We start from the raw sequence: 17,670 nt of genomic DNA, 5'->3' as shown, positions 1-17,670 counted from the left end.
TCAGTCGGGACGCGTAGCGTCAGTACATGAGCGCGGAAGATCAAGCAGACAGCAAAGGGTTTCTGAACCGGTTTCGCGGCGCGCCTATGGGCTGGCGGCTGCGTCTTGCCGTGTTTTTGTTGCTGCTTGCTACTGTCGCCACAGTGTGGATCACCAACAGTCTGCTAACCAGTCGCTTCACCGAATCGACCAAAAACCGCGCCGAACTGCGGTTAGCCTTGTATTCCGGCAACCTGCTTAGTGAGTTGCGACGCAACGCCATAGTGCCGCAGTTGCTTGCCCGTGACCCCACTCTGATTTCGGCCCTGCAATCCAGCGATTACACGCTGTCGAGCCAGCGCCTGATCTCTTTCGTTGAAGAAATCGGGGCGGCCTCGCTGGTTTTGCTGGATGGGGATGGCCTGACACGTGCTGCAACCGACCGGAACCGGTTGCAGGAAAGCCACCGGAACTCGCCTTACTTCATCGATGCTATCCGGTCGAATGCCACTATATTCTCGGTTATTCCACGTGAGTCCGGCGGTTACAGCTTTGTGTACTCGCGGCGAATCGAGGCGAATGCAGAGATTCTTGGCGTGATCGTAGTCGAAGTTGATTTGCAGAAATTTGAACGCGCCTGGGCTGGTATTTCTGACGCGGTGATGGTCACAGACAGCACTGGTACGATCATCCTCTCGACCGAGCCTCAGTGGCGAGGTCTGGATGAAAGCGGTGCCATGTTGCGCCAACCCCCTCAGAACGCGATCCAGCGCGCAATCCGGGCCACAACCGATTGGAGCGCTTTGCCCCCCGATGCCTATCTTCAGGGCGAGGCTGTGATGCGGATGGAGACCCGCATTCCGTTCCGGGGCTGGCAAATGACTTCGTTCACCACCTATTCATCGATCCGCGAGCGGGTGAACAGCGTTCTGGCGCTTGAGATCATGGCATTTGCGATTCTTCTGGCGCTGACCTTCTATGCGCTCAGCCGCAGGGCGACGTTGCGCATGACCTTGTTCCAGCGCGAGTCGGCGGAGCTTCGCGCATTGAACGTAAGGCTGCAGCGGGAAATCGCTGAGCGTGAACGTGTTGAAAAGACGCTGGAAGTTGCCGAACAAACCCTTGCCCAGAGCTCAAAACTGGCAGCACTTGGCGAGATGTCTGCGGCAGTCAGTCACGAGTTAAATCAACCTCTGGCTGCGATGAAAACTTATCTGGCCGGCGCGCGTCTGCTTTTGCGTCGAAACCGGCCCGAAGAGGCGTTGGCCAGCTTTGGGCGGATCGACGGATTGATCGAGCGGATGGGAGCGATCACGCGCCAGCTCAAATCCTATGCGCGCAAAGGTGCAGATGCGTTTTCGCCAGTAAATCTTGGCGAAGCGCTGGCCTCGTCCCTGTCGATGATGGAACCGCAGCTGCGTCAGCGGCATGTGAAGATAACCCAGATTTTGCCCGAAGAACCTGTTATAGTGATGGGTGATCGGATGCGGATCGAACAGGTTATGGTCAATCTCTTGCGCAATGCGCTGGATGCGACCAAGTCTGTGGATGAGCCGGATGTCGAGATCATTCTCGCTGCAGGTGAAACTGCGGTACTGACCGTGCGGGACAATGGCCACGGGATCGAGGATATCGAAAACCTGTTCGAGCCGTTTTATACGACCAAACGCCCGGGGGACGGCGTTGGTCTGGGGCTTGCCATCTCGTCCGGGATCGTGAACGACCATGGCGGACGGCTGACCGCGCGCAACGGCCAACAGGGTGGCGCGGTGTTTGAGATGCAATTGCCCATATTGGGAAGCGACGGCCTTGAGGCCGCGGAATAGAGGAAGTGACTATGGCACAGGCCATGAAAATCGCCATCGTGGATGATGAACAGGACATGCGCCAGTCGATCAGCCAGTGGCTGGCTTTGTCGGGGTACGACACCGAAACCTTTTCAAGCGCCGAGGATGCGCTCAAGGTCTTGGGGCCAGAATACCCCGGGATCGTGATTTCTGACATCAAGATGCCTGGAATGGATGGCATTCAACTGCTGAAAAAGCTGATGGGGGCCGATAGCACGCTTCCGGTGATCATGATCACGGGACATGGCGACGTGCCAATGGCCGTAGAGGCGATGCGTGTCGGGGCGTTCGATTTCCTTGAAAAGCCGTTTAACCCCGATCGCATGTCCGAACTGGCCAAACGCGCCAGCAATGCGCGTCGTCTGACGCTCGACAACCGAGCCCTGCGGCGTGAGCTGTCTGGCGGTACGCAGATCATGAACAAGCTGATCGGTGCCAGCCCCGTCATGGAGCGGTTGCGTGAAGATATTCTGGATCTGGGGCAGGCGGATGGTCATGTCCTGATCGATGGGGAAACCGGAACCGGAAAGACTTTGGTGGCGCATGCATTGCACGCGGTTGGTAGCCGGGCGGGTAAGAAATTCGTCCTGGTTTCTTGCGCAGCACTTGAGGAAGAAGCGCTGTCGAAACGCCTGTTTGGCCCGATGTTGCCCGAGGACACGCAGTTGCCCGCCATCGAAGAGGCCCGCGGCGGTACGCTGGTTCTCGAGGATGTCGAAGCCCTGAGTGATACGCTGCAGGCCCGTCTCTTGAGCGTTATGAATGAGCAGGGCACCCCTGCGGAAACGCGGATCGTTGCGATTTCGAACCTGCAGGAAGCGGGCAAAACCTCAGAAGATGTATTGCGTCCCGATCTGTTCTATCGGTTGGCGGCGCTGCGCATCACCATGCCTCCGTTGCGACAGCGGGGTGAGGACATCCTGACGCTGTTCACCCGTCTGAGCGAACAGTTCGCAGAGGAATATGGCTGCGACGCGCCTCAGGTCAGTGCGCAGGAAGCGGCTCAGCTGCTTCAGGCCCCGTGGCCCGGGAATGTGAGGCAGTTGATCAACATTGCTGAGCGTGCGGTGCTGCAGTCGCGGCGCGGGTCGGGGACAATTGCTTCGCTGCTGATGTCGGATCACGAAGAGATGCAGCCTGTGATGACAACTGAAGGCAAGCCGCTGAAGGAATATGTTGAAGCCTTCGAGCGGATGCTGATCGACAATACGATGCGCCGTCACAAGGGATCGATCGCCTCGGTGATGGAAGAACTCTGCCTGCCACGCCGGACACTGAACGAAAAGATGGCGAAGTACGGGTTGCAGCGTTCGGATTACCTGTGAAAGCGGAGGAGGGGGCTGGCCCCCTCTTGAGCCTGCGGTTCAATTCAACCCCTGGATATTTCTGAACAGATGAAGGGACTCTTCGGCGCGTTCTTGGGTCGCGATGCAGTTTGCCCATTGTCTTTTCCACAGGACTGCTTTTATTGTGATCGAACGGGCCGGGTATTTTGTGCCTGCAAGCCCCGTGTTTTGAGTTTCGCTGCTGAGCTGATGGTGAGGATAGATCCCGCGCGGCGCGGCAGACCGATTATGCCCCAATGGGGCAGATGAACGCCTGAACCCGTCTATGCGGGTGAAAGGAATAAATGGGCGGGCCGCATTTAGACGCGCCTGTCGGAGAAGAACCGCGATGACGCGCGCGCAACGATTGAGTATACGGGCAGGGGGCCAAAGCGCCAGACCCTGCCGCGCGCCGTCCGATATCGCCCGTACAAGACACCTCCCCAAAAGCGCCTGTCCGCCTGGACGGGTCAGGACAACGCGTTTGGCGCGGTGCACCAAGGACACATGGCTAAGAAAATGCTTATCGATGCCACCCACGCGGAGGAAACCCGCGTTGTGGTGGTCGACGGAAACAAGGTTGAGGAATTTGACTTTGAATCCGAAAACAAACGCCAGCTTGCTGGCAACATCTATCTTGCAAAAGTAACACGGGTTGAGCCGTCGCTACAGGCGGCATTTGTGGACTACGGCGGGAACCGGCACGGGTTTCTGGCGTTTTCTGAAATACATCCCGACTATTACCAGATCCCCGTCGCCGACCGTGAGGCGCTGATGGAGGAAGAGCGCGCCTATGCCGAGGCGATGAAGGCGCGGGATGAGGCCGAGGAAACAAAGCCCAAGAAGCGCCGGTCGCGTTCGCGCTCGAAGGCCGCTGACGTCAAGACGGACGATCCGGTTGAGACGCTGGAGGTTTCCTCAGAGCCGACCGGAATGGAAACCATCGATCTGGATGACGGTGAAGAGACGGAGGTGCCCGAAGGGACGTCTCCGATGGAAATCGTTGCCGAGACGCCGGTGGAAGAGCCAGAGGATGCCGCCGAGCCTGTTGCTGAAGAAGCTCCGACCGAAGAAGCTAAGTCCGAAGATGTAGATCAGCAGGCGGAAGCGCCAGAAGAGACTGCTGAGGTAGCGGAAGACGCGCCTGTCGAAGCAACTGATACCGACCAAGAAGAACCTTCGGATGAGGTCGAAGCCAAGTCTGACGAAGAAGAGGCGGAAGCTTCTGGTGACGAGCCCGAGGCGGATGGCGAGACAGAAAGCAAAAGCGCTGACGCGGCTTCGAAAGACGATACCATCGAGTCGGTCGCAGACGAAGACGATAGCGAGGATATCCGTCCTCCGCGCAAGCCACGCCCGCGCCGCTACAAGATTCAGGAAGTTATCAAGGTGCGTCAGGTCCTGCTGGTGCAGGTGGTCAAGGAAGAGCGCGGCAACAAGGGTGCGGCACTTACCACGTATCTGTCTTTGGCGGGTCGGTACTGCGTACTGATGCCCAATACCGCACGGGGCGGCGGAATTAGCCGCAAGATCACCAATGCCGCTGACCGGAAGAAACTGAAAGACATTGCCGCTGAAATCGACGTGCCCACGGGCGCGGGTCTGATCGTGCGCACGGCCGGAGCCAAACGGACAAAATCAGAGATCAAGCGCGACTATGAATACCTGCAACGACTGTGGGAGCAGATCCGCGAGCTGACGTTGCAATCCATTGCGCCTGCGAAAATTTATGAAGAAGGCGACCTAATCAAACGCTCGATCCGCGACTTGTATAATCGCGACATCGATGAGGTTCTGGTTGAAGGCGAGGGCGGGTATCGCATCGCCAAAGACTTCATGAAGATGATCATGCCGTCGCACGCCAAGAACGTGAAGCGATACGAAGACGCGCTGCCGCTATTCGCGCGATATCAGGTGGAAAGCTATCTGGCCGGGATGTTCAACCCGACGGTTCAGCTGAAATCCGGTGGCTATATCGTGATCGGGGTGACCGAAGCGCTGGTGGCGATCGATGTGAACTCGGGTCGGGCGACCAAAGAAGGTTCGATCGAGGAAACCGCGTTGAAGACCAATCTGGAGGCCGCCGAAGAAGTGGCGCGCCAATTGCGTCTGCGCGATCTGGCCGGTCTGATCGTGATCGATTTCATCGATATGGACGAGCGCAAAAACAACTCGGCCGTTGAGAAGCGACTGAAGGACAAGCTGAAAACGGATCGTGCCCGTATTCAGGTGGGCCGGATTTCGGGCTTTGGACTGCTCGAAATGAGCCGTCAGCGTCTGCGTCCTGGAATGCTTGAGGCGACGACCCAGCCATGCCCGTCTTGCCATGGTACCGGCCTGATCCGGTCGGACGACAATATGGCACTGTCAATCCTTCGCCAGATTGAAGAGGAAGGCACTCGCCGCCGTTCGCGTGAGGTATTGGTGCGTTGCCCGGTTAGCATCGCCAACTTCCTGATGAACCAGAAACGCGAACACATCGCGCAGATCGAAGCGCGGTATGGTTTGTCGGTTCGGATCGAAGGGGACGTTCATTTGGTCAGCCCCGACTTCTCGATGGAGAAGTTCAAGACCGCGAGCCGCGTTGTTCCTGAAGCAACTGCGCCGGTGGTATCAGTTGATGCGTCGCTGATGGATATGGTCGACGCCACGGATGAGGACGAAACCGAAGAAGAAACTGCGGTTCAGAGCGAGGAAGAGACCAAGCCCAAGCGTAAACGGCGTCGGCGCCGGCGCAAGAAGAGTTCGGGCAATGGTGACGCGCCGGATGGCAATGCGGACGAGTCTGACGCAGACAGTGTAACCGACTCGAGCAACGAAGCTGAGAGCGTCGATGCCAAGCAGACCGAGGCTGAGCCTGTTGCTGAGGAAGATGCCGAGAAAGCGGCCAAACCCAAAAAGCGCCGGGCACCGCGTCGACGCAAAAAGGATACTGAGGCCACAGTCGAAGCAAGCGAGACGCAGACCGAAGCGGATAATGCGAACTCCGGTCCGCAGAAAGAGCCGGTCAATGCTGAGGCCGCCGAGGCTGAACAGCAAGAGCCAGCCGATGAGTCTGAAAGCATCGAACCAGCCGCTGAGTCCGATAGTGCTGATGCACCATCAGAACTTGAGATCGCCGAAGCAACGTCGGCTTCTGAAGTCGCTGAAGAAGTGCCAGAGGAACCTGCTGAAGCGCCTGAACTGGTTGCCGAAGAAGCCGAAGAATCGACCGTGGCAGCAGAACCCGAAGTCATTGAGGCTGCCACCCCAGAGCCGGTCTTGGAGGCAGTGGCAGACGAACCCGAACCCGCGCCGGCCAAGCCAAAGCGCCGAGGGTGGTGGTCATTGGGACAGTAAGAAAAAGGCGGGCCAACTGGCCCGCCTTTTTCATTAGGGTGCGTTCCAAAGAATCCTCAGGCCGATTTTTGGATCACATATATCTGATGACCATCCACTGTTTCTTGCGAGACAAGTGTGTGGCCAGATTCGGTGCAGAAATGCGGTACGTCGATAATCGCGGCTGGATCATCGGCCAGCACGCGCAGCATACCCCCCGCAGGCAAGGATTTCAGGCGCTTCCGAGCCTTCAAAACAGGCAAGGGGCACAACAATCCCAACGCATCCAGTGTTTCAATCTTATTGGTCATGGGGCTGAGATATTTCTAACGAGCGATACTGTCCAGCGCGCAACCACGAGGATGTGACCGAATGGCCTCGTGACGAAACCCGCGCGATACCATATGTGCTGAGTCATGTTCGGAATTGAGATCATAGACGCGGGCCTTCTGCCTGCCATGTTTATCGCCATGCTGGGCGGGTTGATAAGTTTTCTGTCTCCCTGCGTGCTGCCGATTGTGCCACCGTACCTCGCGTATATGAGCGGTGTGACTATCAACGAGATGCAGGATGAGGCGCGCGCGCGGCGCAAGGCGACCCTGGCGGCACTGTTTTTTGTTTTGGGTCTATCGACAGTGTTCCTGCTGCTAGGCTTCACAGCCTCGGTCTTTGGGGCGTTTGTCCTTCAGAACCAGGTGCTTTTCGCCAAACTCTCGGGTGCTGTCGTCATTGTCTTTGGCCTGCACTTTCTGAACGTGTTCCGTATTCCTTTGTTGGATCGTGAGGCACGCGTTGATACGGGTGACTCCAGCGGATCTGTGTTCGGGGCATATATTCTGGGACTGGCCTTCGCCTTCGGTTGGACGCCGTGCATCGGCCCACAATTAGGTGCAATCTTGTCGCTGGCCGCCTCCGAAGCATCAGTCACGCGTGGCACCGTATTACTTGGCGTATATGCGGCAGGCCTGGGCATTCCATTCTTGCTGGCTGCGATGTTCCTGAACCGCTCGATGGCGGTTATGAACCGCATCAAACCGCATATGGGCACAATCGAGAAGGTGATGGGCGGGCTGCTGCTGTTTGTTGGCATCATGCTTGTCACCGGTTTGTTCACCGAATTCAGCTGGTGGCTGCTGGAAACATTCCCGGCATTGGCAAACCTCGGTTAACCCTCTGGCTTTAAACGCGGATGGATAGACGCCAGGTCTTACCTTGGCGTCAACGCTGCGCTAATCTTTGGCGCAGAGGGCCGGGTAATGAGCAGTCAGCAATCCAAACCGCAGGTGCGCAAACGCCGGGTGTTTTACATTCCCGGCTACGACCCGATTCATCCGCGCCGATATCGAGAGCTCTACCGCAAAGAGGGGCGCGCCCAGGCTGAGATATCGGGATACCAGATCGATATTAGAGCTAGGACGGGCGAAGGTCCCTACGGCTGGCAGGTGACTTCTCAGCAGGACGGCAGTCCTGTTGATGCAGATGTTCAGGTTCTGGTCTGGTCGGATATCGTGCGTGACAGCATGGCTCAATCGATACCGGCAACCTATCTGCAACTGGCGAGAACCGCCTGGATATATATCTCGACCGGTACGCTTTGGCGGCTGATGCAGCTGCGCAAGGGGCCCGTAATTGCGGCGCTATACCCGGTGGCAATGCTGCTGCTGCAGCTTTTGGCATCGTTGTTGATTGCTTGGGGTTTAGTCGCTGTATTGAAACCACTCGTTGTGTGGTGGTCTTTGGTACCTGCTGCCGGGGTAATCTATGCTCTGATGCAATGGTTCCGAAAGATCGATAATCGTCTGTTCGCTTATTACCTTATGCATGACTATGCCCACTCGGCGAAGCTATACGGCGCGTATTCGCAAGATCTGCAATCGAGGCTGCGGGAGTTTTCTGACCTGATCACCGAGACGCTGGACACAGACACCGATGAGGTGCTGGTCGTAGGTCACAGCTCTGGCGCCCATCTTGGTGTGTCAGTGTTGGCAGATGTTTTACGACGACGGGGCGGTGTACTGGATAAGCCAGTCGTATCCTTTCTGACCTTGGGACAGGTGGTGCCAATGGTTTCGTTTCTACCGCAGGCACACACGCTTCGCGCTGATCTTAAATATCTATCCGAACGCGCGGATATGACTTGGATCGATGTCTCTGCACCGGGGGATGGCTGCGCGTTTGCGTTGTGCGATCCGGTCGCGGTCAGCGGCGTCGCTGGCCCCAAAAAATGCGGGCCGCTGGTTCTTTCTGCGGCCTTCACCCAAACACTGTCCCCCGCGCGATGGCAGCAATTGCGTTGGCGCTTTTTTCGCCTGCACTTTCAATATCTTTGTGCGTTCGATCAACCTGGACTTTATGACTATTTCCGCATCACCGCAGGTCCTGAAACATTGAAACAGCGGTTTGAATGGCGCGCCCCATCACGATCGCGCATTGAGCGGGCTGTTTCGAAATACATCGCGGTGGAAGCATGACGCCCCCAAAGCCCGAAGCACGACCAGATAAGGTCTCGCTGTGGCGGTATCTACGTCTGTTTCGGCAAGACTTGCTGTCTGCTCAGCCCCAGCGTCTATATCGAGCGTGGATGGCTGAATTCCGAACGCCGTTCTTTCGCTCATATATGGTCAACCAACCCGATCTGATCCGCGCAGTTCTGAAAGAGCGCCCGGATGCGTTTCCAAAATCAAATCGCATCAGCGAAGGCTTACGCCCCTTATTGGGCCGGTCCGTGTTCCTGACCAATGGCGAAGTCTGGAAACGGCAGCGCAGGATCATTGATCCCGCCTTTGAAGGCGGACGTTTGAAAGATACGTTTCCCGCAATGTTAAATGCGGCGCAGGCTTGTGCGGATCGGCTTTCTGGCAGGGTTGGGCAGAAGGTGGAATGTGAAGAAATCACAAGCCATGTCGCGTCGGATGTGATTTTCCGTACCCTGTTTTCGGTTCCTATCGAACATGAGGTTGCCGCGCAGGTCTTCGATAAATTCCGAATCTATCAGCGCGAACAGCCCTTGCTGAACCTGGCCGCATTCGTGCCGGTTCCAAGCTGGATGCCCCGATTTCATTCTCGCAAAACTCGCCAAACCGCCAGCGAGATTCGGGATCTGATCAGCCGATTGACGGATGAACGCGCTATAGCAATCGAAAACGGGTCGGCCCCCGATGATCTGGCCACCAAGATAATGACGACAACAGACCCGGAAACCGGAGACCGGTTTGATGCGCAGGAAATGGTCGATCAGGTCGCCATCTTCTTTTTGGCGGGGCATGAAACCAGCGCGTCTGCACTGGCTTGGACGCTCTATCTGATGGCGATGTATCCGGACTGGCAGGAAAAGCTGGCTGAGGAAGCGAAAGCTCTGGACATGCCCAAGTTTTCTACCATGTCCCAATTGAAACTTAGCCGCGATGTGTTTCGTGAAGCTTTGCGCCTGTATCCACCAGTTCCAATGATGGTGCGCGAGGCGACATGTCCTGAACGCTTCCGTGATCGGGATATTTCGCAGGGTTCTCAGATCGTTGTAAGCCCCTGGCACTTGCATCGGCACGAAAGGCTTTGGGACCGGCCAGACGAATTCGACCCCACGCGATGGAGGACAGAAAACGGAAAGAAATGCCAGCGCGAGGCCTATATTCCCTTTTCGGCTGGCCCCCGGGTCTGCACGGGCGCAGGGTTCGCGATGGTAGAAGGTCCTTTGATCTTATCGATGCTCTTGCGTCGTTACCGATTCGAAACAATACCAGACAAAACGCCGATACCGGTCGCGCATTTGACCGTCAGATCGAAAGACGGAATTTGGTTGCGCTTGGTTGAGCGCTAACAAACTACCATCGCTCTTCGGCATGCTGTATGCGGATTGAAAATGCGGAATCATATTGAACGGGATTGAGTTATGTCGAAAGCAGAACAGCGCGCGCAGATGTCCGAAGGCGCAGGATTTATCGCAGCACTGGACCAAAGCGGCGGTTCAACCCCCAAAGCGCTGGCTTTGTATGGTGTTGAAGCATCGGATTACGGATCAGACGAAGAGATGTTCGGCGAGATTCAGAAGATGCGCGCGCGGATCATTCTGGCTGACGATTTCACCAAGGATAAAGTGATTGGCGCGATCCTGTTCGAACGGACCTTGGGCGAAGAAATCGACGGCAAGAAGGTCGCGGATTATCTGTGGTCCGAAAAAGGCATCGTGCCGTTTCTGAAAATCGACAAGGGACTTGAGGATCAGGCCAACGGTGTTCAGATGATGAAGCCAATTCCGGGGCTGGCTGAGACGTTGGCCAAGGCGGATGGTGTTTTTGGCACCAAGGAACGCTCAGTTATCCACGAAGCAAATGCTCAGGGCATTGCCGACGTTGTCGCGCAGCAGTTCCAGGTCGCACGCGTGGTCACTGATGCGGGAATGGTCCCAATTGTCGAGCCTGAGGTAAACATCCACTCGGAAACCAAGGCCGAGGCTGAGGACATTCTGAAATCAGAAATCCTGAAGAACCTGGATCAATTGGTCGAGGGTCAGGAGGTGATGCTGAAGCTGACCATCCCCAGCCAGGCCAACCTTTATGATGAGGTGGCGGATCACCCGCGCGTCCTGCGTGTTGTGGCGCTGTCCGGCGGATACTCGACCGAGCAGGCCTGCGACCTGCTTGGCCAAAACAGCAAGATGATCGCGTCGTTTTCGCGCGCACTGACCGAAGGGCTGTCCAAACAGCAATCTGACGCGGAATTCAACGCAGCGCTCGGCGGGAATATCGACAATATCTTCCGCGCCTCGATCTGATCGTGGGGTAGTCTATTCGGGCTTGATGAAATCGCGGCGCAATTGCGCCGCTTTTTCGCGCATGACACATCCGTTGGCGTGATCATTGATCAACCCCATGGCCTGCATAAAGGCAAAGATCGTGGTGGGGCCTACGAATTTCCAACCGCGTTTTTTCAGATCTTTCGACATCGCAATGGATTCTGCCGACGTGGAAGCGCTTTGCGGGGCGGGTGGCGCCGTAGGCTCGTACCTCCAGACATAAGCGGCCAATGATCCTTCGGAAGCGATTAGGTCCTGCACGCGGCAGGCATTGTTGATAACGGCTTCAATCTTGCCGCGGTGTCGCACGATGCCTTTGTCGTCCAGAAGTCGATTGATATCTGCATCAGAAAATTCTGCTATCTTGTTGAAATCAAAGTTTCTAAATGCTGCCCTGAAATTCTCGCGTTTTGACAGAATGGTGCGCCAACTCAAGCCTGACTGAAAGCTCTCGAGGCACAGTTTCTCAAACAGTCGTCTGTCATCGGAAACCGGATATCCCCATTCGTTATCATGATAGTCAAAGAATTCGGGGGCGGCGTTGCACCACGAACACCGAGGCTTTCCATCTGGGCCTGTTGCCAAATCGTTCATGAATGTACCCTTTTTGTTCTCCGCGAAGATAAGCGACGCGATTGTTTGAAATCAAGTACTCAATCGGTTTGACGATACCAATTCAGAATGAAGACACGAATGGCCGAAGCCAGTCCGGTTTCCGGGTCGCGCTCTGCATCAATATTTGCCGCCAGGACATTGATTGGGATATCTTTTTTCCGCGCGATGTCACGGAAGGCTTGCCAGAACTCATCCTCAAGCGAAACGGATGTTCGATGACCTTGCAAGGTCAGGGAGCGTTTGACAGGACGTCCACTCATTCGTCGACCTTGTGACCGTCAAGGTCCCGGCGCTGCCGGTCTTGCTGCAGCTTTACGACGGTCCTGTCGGCTTTGGATTGCCCGTGTTTCGCAGCGTTTGCATCCGCGCGGGCCTTTTTTTCAGCCCGCGCTTTTTCTTTTCGAAACCGGTTCAGGTTAACCGGTTTACCCATCAGTCCTTGGGTCCAATCATATGCTCGGGCCGTACAACCGCATCAAACGTAGCCTCGTCCACAAAGCCCAACGCAATGGCTTCTTCCTTAAGTGTTGTGCCGTTCTTGTGCGCTGTTTTGGCGACGGTCGTGGCGTTGTCATACCCGATTGTCGGTGCCAGAGCAGTCACCAGCATCAGGGATTCCTTCATCAGCTTGTCGATGCGTGGCTCGTTGGCTTTGATGCCCAACAGCATTCGCTCGGTAAAGCTGTCGGTTGCATCGCCGAGCAGCTGGATCGACTGCAGCAGGTTATAGGACATCATCGGGTTGTAGACGTTCAACTGGAAATGGCCCTGCGAGCCTGCAAACTTCATTGCTGCGTCGTTGCCCATCACATGCGCGGCCACCTGAGTCAGCGCCTCGGCCTGTGTCGGGTTCACCTTGCCTGGCATGATGGAAGAACCGGGCTCGTTTTCGGGCAGGATAAGCTCACCCAATCCTGAGCGGGGCCCCGAACCCAACAGACGGATATCGTTGGCAATCTTGTAGCAGGAACCGGCAATCGTGGCCAAAGCGCCCGACAAAAAGACCATGGCATCATGTGCGGCCAGAGCTTCGAATTTGTTCGGCGCGGTCACAAAGGGCAGGCCGGTGATATCGGCCATATTCTTGGCGACAGCCTCATCCCAGCCGCCATGCGTGTTCAAACCGGTACCCACAGCAGTACCGCCTTGAGCCAGTTCATAGATACCGGGCATTGCAGCTTCTACACGCGCAATGCCCTGACGAATTTGATGCGCATACCCGCCGAATTCCTGTTCCAACGTCAACGGCGTGGCATCCTGCGTATGGGTGCGGCCGATCTTGATGATACCGGCAAACTCTTTTGCCTTGGCTTCCAGCGCCGAGGCGAACTTCTCAAGCCCGGGCATCAACACATCGCGCACACTCATCGCTGTGGCGATGTGCATCGCGGTGGGGAAAGTATCGTTCGAGGATTGACCCATATTGCAGTGATCATTCGGGTGAACGGGATCTTTCGAGCCGATCTCGCCACCCATAATCTCAATCGCGCGGTTCGCAATGACCTCGTTCGAGTTCATGTTGGATTGCGTGCCCGAGCCGGTTTGCCATACGACCAGAGGAAAGTTGTCGTCAAACTTGCCTTCGTACACTTCACCGGCCGCTTGTATGATCGCGTCGGCGATCTTGGCGTCCAGCTTGCCGATGGCTTTGTTTTCAATTGCACAGGCCTTTTTGATTACACCCAGCGCGCGCACGATGGCGACGGGCTGCTTTTCCCAGCCGATGGGGAAGTTCATGATCGAACGCTGCGTTTGCGCGCCCCAGTACTTATCGGCAGGCACCTCAAGCGGGCCAAAGCTGTCGGATTCAGTGCGGGTTTGAGACATCGGTCGCTCCGGTCTGGTATGCAGTCGTATGCCGTTTACCCGCAGCAAGGCTGTGGCGCAATCGGCCAGTTGAGCGCACCTTAAACTTGGGCCGCGAAAAGGTATAGACGCGGCACAGCTACAAATAATTTCTGTTAGCGAAAACAGTGCCATTGTACGTCGGCGGGCTAAAGTTAAGATGGGACAATAACCCTGACGGAGGCAACCATGCGCGTGTCACTTCTCAAAAGCCCTTTGTATACGCTTGCGTTATTGTTTGCCGCGAGTTTTTGGCTGGCAGTATTTGTGCAACACGCTCAGGCGACGGGAATCGAGCCGTTCGTGGGCGACTATACCGGTTCGGCCGACGTTGTTGATGCGGATGGTACGGCGACCCCTCGGGATATGAGCGTTTCGATTCAGGAAATTAAAGGGGGCTTCAACGTGAGTTGGACCACCACGACTTACAAAGCCGACGGTCGCATCAAGGATGAGAAATACTCGGTTGATTTTCAAAGCTCGGATCGGCCCGATGTTTATTCTGCGGCCATGAAGCGAAATGTGTTTGGCCATGAGGTGCCGCTTGACCCGATGAAAGGGGAACCCTTTGTTTGGGGGCGGATCGAAGGAGATACTCTGACGGTGTTTTCGTTGTTCATAGCCGAAAACGGTGGCTATGAGCTTCAGCAATTTGACCGGACACTAGCTGATGGCGGGCTCGACCTGTCATTTTCCCGGTTTCGCGATGGGGTTAAGTCGCGCTCGGTCGAGACATTCCTTCAAAGAGAATAAACCCCGCATCAAGCGGGGTTTTCTGGTCATTTCCGGAAGCTGTCCAGCGAGACCACATCCGCATCATGCTGAGGTTCCGTCTCTTCGGCCTCAAGCTCAATCGGGGCTTCTTCCGTCACATGGATCTCTTCGTCCTCGTCTTCCGGGCTTTCAAAGCGCAAGCCAAACTCAACCGAAGGATCTACGAAGGTCTTGATCGCCAGATAGGGGATGTAAAGGGGTTCCGGCGCATCCCCGAAATTCAGCGTAATCGAAAAGCCATCGTCACCGACTTCGAGGTTTTCGAACCAGTGCTGCATGACAATCGTCATCTCGCCTGGATAGCGCTCACGCAGCCAATCGGCCAACTCAACGCCCTCATGCCGTGTATCAAAAGTGATAAAGAAATGATGCGAACCGGGCAGGCCGGTTTCGGACACGTCGGTCAGGACGGTCTTGATCAGGCCTCGCATGGCCGTGTGCATCAGATTCCCGTAGTCGATGTCTTGCGACATGGTTGATCCTCGAAAGTGGTTAATCCCAGCATAGTTCATTCGGACGGAAACGAAAGGCTGTGCTGGGCTGTATTGATTACAAAATCTGCATGCCTAGTCCGGCCAGAACCATGATACCAAGTGTGGTTGCTAAACCGGATTTCATACGGAAAATCAACAGGCCGGCCAGAACGGTCAGCACAAGTGCGCTGAATTCAAGCGACGAAGGGTCGGGTAGGGGGATAGAAACTGGTCCCCTATGCCACCCCGGAATTGAGGTGAACAAGACGTTTAGCCCGAACCACACGGAGAGGTTGAGAATCACTCCGACGATCGCAGCTGTGATTCCGTGCATCGCGGCCCCAAGACGCGGACGCGCGGCGATTCTGTCCAGATGCGGGGCTGCAAGAAAAATCCACAGAAAACACGGTACAAACGTCGCCCATAGAGCGACAATGCCAGCCGCCAAAGCCAGCGAGGCGCCTCCGGCAATCTGACCGCTAAGCATGGCCACAAACTGAGTCACCAGAATCAGTGGCCCAGGCGTGGTTTCGGCCAGACCTAGCGCGTCGATCATCTGGTCCGTGCTGATCCATTGGTAGGTTTCGACCACGGTCTGGGTCATATAGGCCAGCACCGCATAGGCACCGCCAAAAGTTACAACCGCAAGGCGGGCAAAGAACCAGCCCAGATCGCTGAGCAGTTCCTGACCGCTCAAAGACAGCACAAACAACGGCCCCAGCCAAAGAATAAGCCAGAAAACCGCTGTGCGAACAGGATTGGCAAGTGTTGGGCTGGCTTGAACGGCAACGCGCATGTCGTCTTTCGAAGTCACGAATCCCCAAACGGCAGCGCACAGTATGATTAGAGGGAAGGGCAGGTTGAAGACAAAGATCCCCAAAAAGGCTAGGCCCGCGATAACCCGGTGCTCGACGTCTGTAAGCGCTTTCCTCGATAGGTTCAGTAATGCTTGCAGGACGATGATGATCACCGTGGCCTTGATGCCCAAGAATCCGGCTTGAACCAAAGGCAATGTGCCATAGGCCGCATAGAGCAAAACCAACAGCGCGATCACCAGAGCACCCGGCAGTACAAACAAACTGCCTGCGATTAACCCACCGGCCACTCCGCGCAGCCGCCATCCTGCATAAGTGGCAAGCTGCATGGCCTCGGGACCCGGCAACAGCATGCATAGGGAAAGCGCGCGCAGATAGGTCTGTTCGTCCAGCCAGGGGCGCCTTTCAACCAGCTCCTGATGCATGAGTGAGATCTGGGCGGCGGGGCCGCCGAAGGACAGCAGCCCGATGCGCCCAAACACCCTGATCAACTCTTGATATGAAGGGGTCATCTGCCGTGACCCGCGGGCCAATCATGCGTCTCGCTAGAGCCATCGCGCGCCCAGCGATAGAGTGCATCATAGATATGCAATCCAGCCTGCAATTGCTGCTGGTCATCCCGATACTGGCGCGACAAGCCGACCGAAAGGGCCAGTAACCCGGCGGCCTCAGGCGCCAGATCGTGCCTGTTTGTATCGGCGGCACGTATGATCGTCGCCATGCGGTCCAGAGGCTCAGATCGAAGCTTGAAGTCATCCAGCATCGTGTCAAAGGTACAATTGTCGCCGCGATGGCTCCAATCAGTTCCTTCAACATCAAAGGGTGTGGCGCCGAAGTGCTCGGCAACCCCCTGAATTTCATCCGGTACTACAAACAGGAACCGAGCGCGCCTGTCGACAAACCTGCGGATCAGCCAGGGGCACGCGATGCGATCAATCTTGGGGCGATGCCGCGTCACCCAGACCGTGTTGCCTTTTGCAACTGCAGGAAGGGCAGGCACAGGCACGACCATTGCGCCCGGCATAGCGCGCCAGGCGAACATTCCACCTTCCAGAAATTCTGCCACCACCCCTTCAGCCTGCAGCCATGAAACAACGCCCTGACTCAGCTTTTTGCCTTTCTGGCAAATTACTACGCAAGAATGATCGCCGGTATGATTTCTTATGCCATCAACATTTTGATATGGCATTCGGAATGCGCCGGGTATGAGGGAGGGATCATCGTCGAAATCCCCATCTGTGCGCACATCAAACAGGATAGGAGCCTGAGGCGTACCGATCAGGCGCAAGAGTTGTCGGGGTGTAATTGCATTGGGGGCAGCCATTGCATGTTTCCTTATTGCTTTGGATACATGCGAACTTGGGCTGCCGCCTCACGGGGTGTTCGCAAGCTTACCCCTTGATCCTCTGCTAGCGCGCAAATGCGGGATGGGTCAAGCTTGCGGTCAAGTTTATCAGGCCCAGTCCAACCTTTGCCCGGTCATGCAAACCGGAAGAGTATCCTGTGGGAACTGCCCCAGTTGTTCAAAAAGTGTAATGAAATCAAACTGATTATAGGCCTCGACCATCTTGTCCCCTTTGAAGCGCGCCATGACTTGTCCGGTAACTTCAAGCGGGGCACCGTTATCGGCCCGGAAAGTGCGGACATGCAGAATACCCGAGACCCAATCACCATTTTCGATGATCTTCGGCAGTTCGACTGTGATCTCGCCCAGAACATGACGAAACGCCATGACCAGATCGCGAAAGTCGTCCGCGCCAACCTGCATTTCGGGTATCAACCCTTCGGCCATCGTATCCGGGGCAAAAAACTGATCGATTGCATCGGTATTGCCTTGTTCCCAGACCTCTGAATACCACGCCCTAAGCCTGTCAGAATTCGTCATCT

At 56.1% G+C, this 17,670-nt stretch carries 17 protein-coding genes; 8 read left to right on the top strand and 9 right to left on the bottom strand.

Annotation, left to right across the window (positions count from 1 at the left end; all coding sequences use genetic code 11):
- The first annotated feature begins 26 nt into the window (after positions 1-26).
- The 3 genes from ACR0L9_RS07745 (at position 27) to ACR0L9_RS07735 (ending at position 6,490) form a co-directional block, all read left to right on the top strand.
- Positions 27-1,805: a sensor histidine kinase gene (locus ACR0L9_RS07745; RefSeq protein WP_480613602.1), complete on the top strand. Its 1,779-nt coding sequence runs from the start codon at positions 27-29 to the stop codon at positions 1,803-1,805.
- A gap of 11 nt (positions 1,806-1,816) precedes the next feature.
- Positions 1,817-3,151 carry a sigma-54-dependent transcriptional regulator gene (locus ACR0L9_RS07740; RefSeq protein ID WP_170393162.1) on the top strand — a complete coding sequence of 445 codons (1,335 nt, stop codon included), beginning with the start codon at positions 1,817-1,819 and terminating at the stop codon, positions 3,149-3,151.
- A gap of 507 nt (positions 3,152-3,658) precedes the next feature.
- Positions 3,659-6,490 (top strand): Rne/Rng family ribonuclease, encoded by a 2,832-nt coding sequence (locus ACR0L9_RS07735; RefSeq protein WP_480895359.1) that lies wholly within the window; start codon positions 3,659-3,661, stop codon positions 6,488-6,490.
- Positions 6,491-6,546: 56 nt separating this feature from the next.
- Here the strand turns inward: ACR0L9_RS07735 and ACR0L9_RS07730 are convergent, their stop codons facing one another.
- On the bottom strand, positions 6,547-6,780 hold the full coding sequence (locus ACR0L9_RS07730) for a sulfurtransferase TusA family protein (protein ID WP_480895358.1): 234 nt from the start codon (positions 6,778-6,780) through the stop codon (positions 6,547-6,549).
- Positions 6,781-6,885: 105 nt separating this feature from the next.
- Here ACR0L9_RS07730 and ACR0L9_RS07725 point away from each other — a divergent pair, with 105 nt between their 5' ends.
- The 4 genes from ACR0L9_RS07725 (at position 6,886) to ACR0L9_RS07710 (ending at position 11,240) form a co-directional block, all read left to right on the top strand.
- Complete coding sequence (locus ACR0L9_RS07725; protein WP_170393160.1) at positions 6,886-7,638, top strand: cytochrome c biogenesis CcdA family protein; 753 nt, start codon at positions 6,886-6,888, stop codon at positions 7,636-7,638.
- Between the two features lie 87 nt (positions 7,639-7,725).
- Entirely contained in the window at positions 7,726-8,940 is a 1,215-nt protein-coding gene (locus ACR0L9_RS07720; protein WP_170817740.1) for a hypothetical protein, read from the top strand.
- Positions 8,937-10,286, top strand: a complete 1,350-nt coding sequence (locus ACR0L9_RS07715) for a cytochrome P450 (RefSeq protein WP_480895357.1) — start codon at positions 8,937-8,939, stop codon at positions 10,284-10,286. Before ACR0L9_RS07720 ends, ACR0L9_RS07715 begins: the two co-directional genes overlap by 4 nt.
- A gap of 72 nt (positions 10,287-10,358) precedes the next feature.
- Positions 10,359-11,240: a fructose bisphosphate aldolase gene (locus ACR0L9_RS07710; RefSeq protein ID WP_170393157.1), complete on the top strand. Its 882-nt coding sequence runs from the start codon at positions 10,359-10,361 to the stop codon at positions 11,238-11,240.
- A gap of 12 nt (positions 11,241-11,252) precedes the next feature.
- Here ACR0L9_RS07710 and ACR0L9_RS07705 read toward each other — a convergent pair whose 3' ends face one another.
- The 4 genes from ACR0L9_RS07705 to fumC are packed head-to-tail and all read right to left on the bottom strand — an operon-like array spanning position 11,253 to position 13,703.
- On the bottom strand, positions 11,253-11,855 hold the full coding sequence (locus ACR0L9_RS07705) for a DNA-3-methyladenine glycosylase I (protein WP_480762432.1): 603 nt from the start codon (positions 11,853-11,855) through the stop codon (positions 11,253-11,255).
- A 59-nt stretch (positions 11,856-11,914) separates the two neighbouring features.
- On the bottom strand, positions 11,915-12,136 hold the full coding sequence (locus ACR0L9_RS07700) for a ribbon-helix-helix domain-containing protein (protein ID WP_170405591.1): 222 nt from the start codon (positions 12,134-12,136) through the stop codon (positions 11,915-11,917).
- The gene (locus tag ACR0L9_RS07695) at positions 12,133-12,309 is read right to left on the bottom strand and encodes a DUF4169 family protein (RefSeq protein WP_170393154.1); all 177 of its coding nucleotides are present in this window, start codon (positions 12,307-12,309) and stop codon (positions 12,133-12,135) included. Before ACR0L9_RS07695 ends, ACR0L9_RS07700 begins: the two co-directional genes overlap by 4 nt.
- Positions 12,309-13,703, bottom strand: coding sequence for a class II fumarate hydratase (gene fumC / locus ACR0L9_RS07690; protein ID WP_170625942.1), 1,395 nt, complete (start codon positions 13,701-13,703; stop codon positions 12,309-12,311). Before fumC ends, ACR0L9_RS07695 begins: the two co-directional genes overlap by 1 nt.
- 207 nt (positions 13,704-13,910) lie before the next feature.
- On the opposite strand from fumC, the gene ACR0L9_RS07685 reads away from it, so the two are divergent.
- Positions 13,911-14,474, top strand: coding sequence for a hypothetical protein (locus ACR0L9_RS07685; RefSeq protein ID WP_480895356.1), 564 nt, complete (start codon positions 13,911-13,913; stop codon positions 14,472-14,474).
- Between the two features lie 26 nt (positions 14,475-14,500).
- Here ACR0L9_RS07685 and ACR0L9_RS07680 read toward each other — a convergent pair whose 3' ends face one another.
- The 4 genes from ACR0L9_RS07680 to ACR0L9_RS07665 all read right to left on the bottom strand — a co-directional run bounded on the left by ACR0L9_RS07680 (position 14,501) and on the right by ACR0L9_RS07665 (position 17,668).
- Positions 14,501-14,968, bottom strand: coding sequence for a ClpXP protease specificity-enhancing factor SspB (locus ACR0L9_RS07680; protein ID WP_170405597.1), 468 nt, complete (start codon positions 14,966-14,968; stop codon positions 14,501-14,503).
- A gap of 76 nt (positions 14,969-15,044) precedes the next feature.
- Complete coding sequence (gene chrA, locus ACR0L9_RS07675) at positions 15,045-16,295, bottom strand: chromate efflux transporter (protein WP_480895355.1); 1,251 nt, start codon at positions 16,293-16,295, stop codon at positions 15,045-15,047.
- On the bottom strand, positions 16,292-17,107 hold the full coding sequence (locus ACR0L9_RS07670) for a chromate resistance protein ChrB domain-containing protein (protein ID WP_480895354.1): 816 nt from the start codon (positions 17,105-17,107) through the stop codon (positions 16,292-16,294). Before ACR0L9_RS07670 ends, chrA begins: the two co-directional genes overlap by 4 nt.
- A gap of 129 nt (positions 17,108-17,236) precedes the next feature.
- Entirely contained in the window at positions 17,237-17,668 is a 432-nt protein-coding gene (locus ACR0L9_RS07665) for an ester cyclase (RefSeq protein ID WP_170393148.1), read from the bottom strand.
- Positions 17,669-17,670: the final 2 nt, after the last annotated feature.

It is taken from the genome of Ruegeria sp. I3 (assembly GCF_056532525.1).
The sequence above is the reverse complement of the archived record's forward strand: the minus strand, read 5'-3'. Positions and strand labels throughout refer to the sequence as shown.

What these genes read in the sequence shown, in the direction of transcription:
- ACR0L9_RS07705 (WP_480762432.1), bottom strand. Translation starts at nt 11,855, where the DNA reads ATGAACGATTTGGCAACAGGCCCAGATGGAAAGCCTCGGTGTTCGTGG.
- ACR0L9_RS07680 (WP_170405597.1), bottom strand. Translation starts at nt 14,968, where the DNA reads ATGTCGCAAGACATCGACTACGGGAATCTGATGCACACGGCCATGCGA.
- fumC (WP_170625942.1), bottom strand. Translation starts at nt 13,703, where the DNA reads ATGTCTCAAACCCGCACTGAATCCGACAGCTTTGGCCCGCTTGAGGTG.
- ACR0L9_RS07735 (WP_480895359.1), top strand. Translation starts at nt 3,659, where the DNA reads ATGGCTAAGAAAATGCTTATCGATGCCACCCACGCGGAGGAAACCCGC.
- ACR0L9_RS07670 (WP_480895354.1), bottom strand. Translation starts at nt 17,107, where the DNA reads ATGGCTGCCCCCAATGCAATTACACCCCGACAACTCTTGCGCCTGATC.
- ACR0L9_RS07695 (WP_170393154.1), bottom strand. Translation starts at nt 12,309, where the DNA reads ATGGGTAAACCGGTTAACCTGAACCGGTTTCGAAAAGAAAAAGCGCGG.
- ACR0L9_RS07665 (WP_170393148.1), bottom strand. Translation starts at nt 17,668, where the DNA reads ATGACGAATTCTGACAGGCTTAGGGCGTGGTATTCAGAGGTCTGGGAA.
- ACR0L9_RS07715 (WP_480895357.1), top strand. Translation starts at nt 8,937, where the DNA reads ATGACGCCCCCAAAGCCCGAAGCACGACCAGATAAGGTCTCGCTGTGG.
- chrA (WP_480895355.1), bottom strand. Translation starts at nt 16,295, where the DNA reads ATGACCCCTTCATATCAAGAGTTGATCAGGGTGTTTGGGCGCATCGGG.
- ACR0L9_RS07740 (WP_170393162.1), top strand. Translation starts at nt 1,817, where the DNA reads ATGGCACAGGCCATGAAAATCGCCATCGTGGATGATGAACAGGACATG.
- ACR0L9_RS07700 (WP_170405591.1), bottom strand. Translation starts at nt 12,136, where the DNA reads ATGAGTGGACGTCCTGTCAAACGCTCCCTGACCTTGCAAGGTCATCGA.
- ACR0L9_RS07745 (WP_480613602.1), top strand. Translation starts at nt 27, where the DNA reads ATGAGCGCGGAAGATCAAGCAGACAGCAAAGGGTTTCTGAACCGGTTT.
- ACR0L9_RS07730 (WP_480895358.1), bottom strand. Translation starts at nt 6,780, where the DNA reads ATGACCAATAAGATTGAAACACTGGATGCGTTGGGATTGTTGTGCCCC.
- ACR0L9_RS07710 (WP_170393157.1), top strand. Translation starts at nt 10,359, where the DNA reads ATGTCGAAAGCAGAACAGCGCGCGCAGATGTCCGAAGGCGCAGGATTT.
- ACR0L9_RS07720 (WP_170817740.1), top strand. Translation starts at nt 7,726, where the DNA reads ATGAGCAGTCAGCAATCCAAACCGCAGGTGCGCAAACGCCGGGTGTTT.
- ACR0L9_RS07685 (WP_480895356.1), top strand. Translation starts at nt 13,911, where the DNA reads ATGCGCGTGTCACTTCTCAAAAGCCCTTTGTATACGCTTGCGTTATTG.
- ACR0L9_RS07725 (WP_170393160.1), top strand. Translation starts at nt 6,886, where the DNA reads ATGTTCGGAATTGAGATCATAGACGCGGGCCTTCTGCCTGCCATGTTT.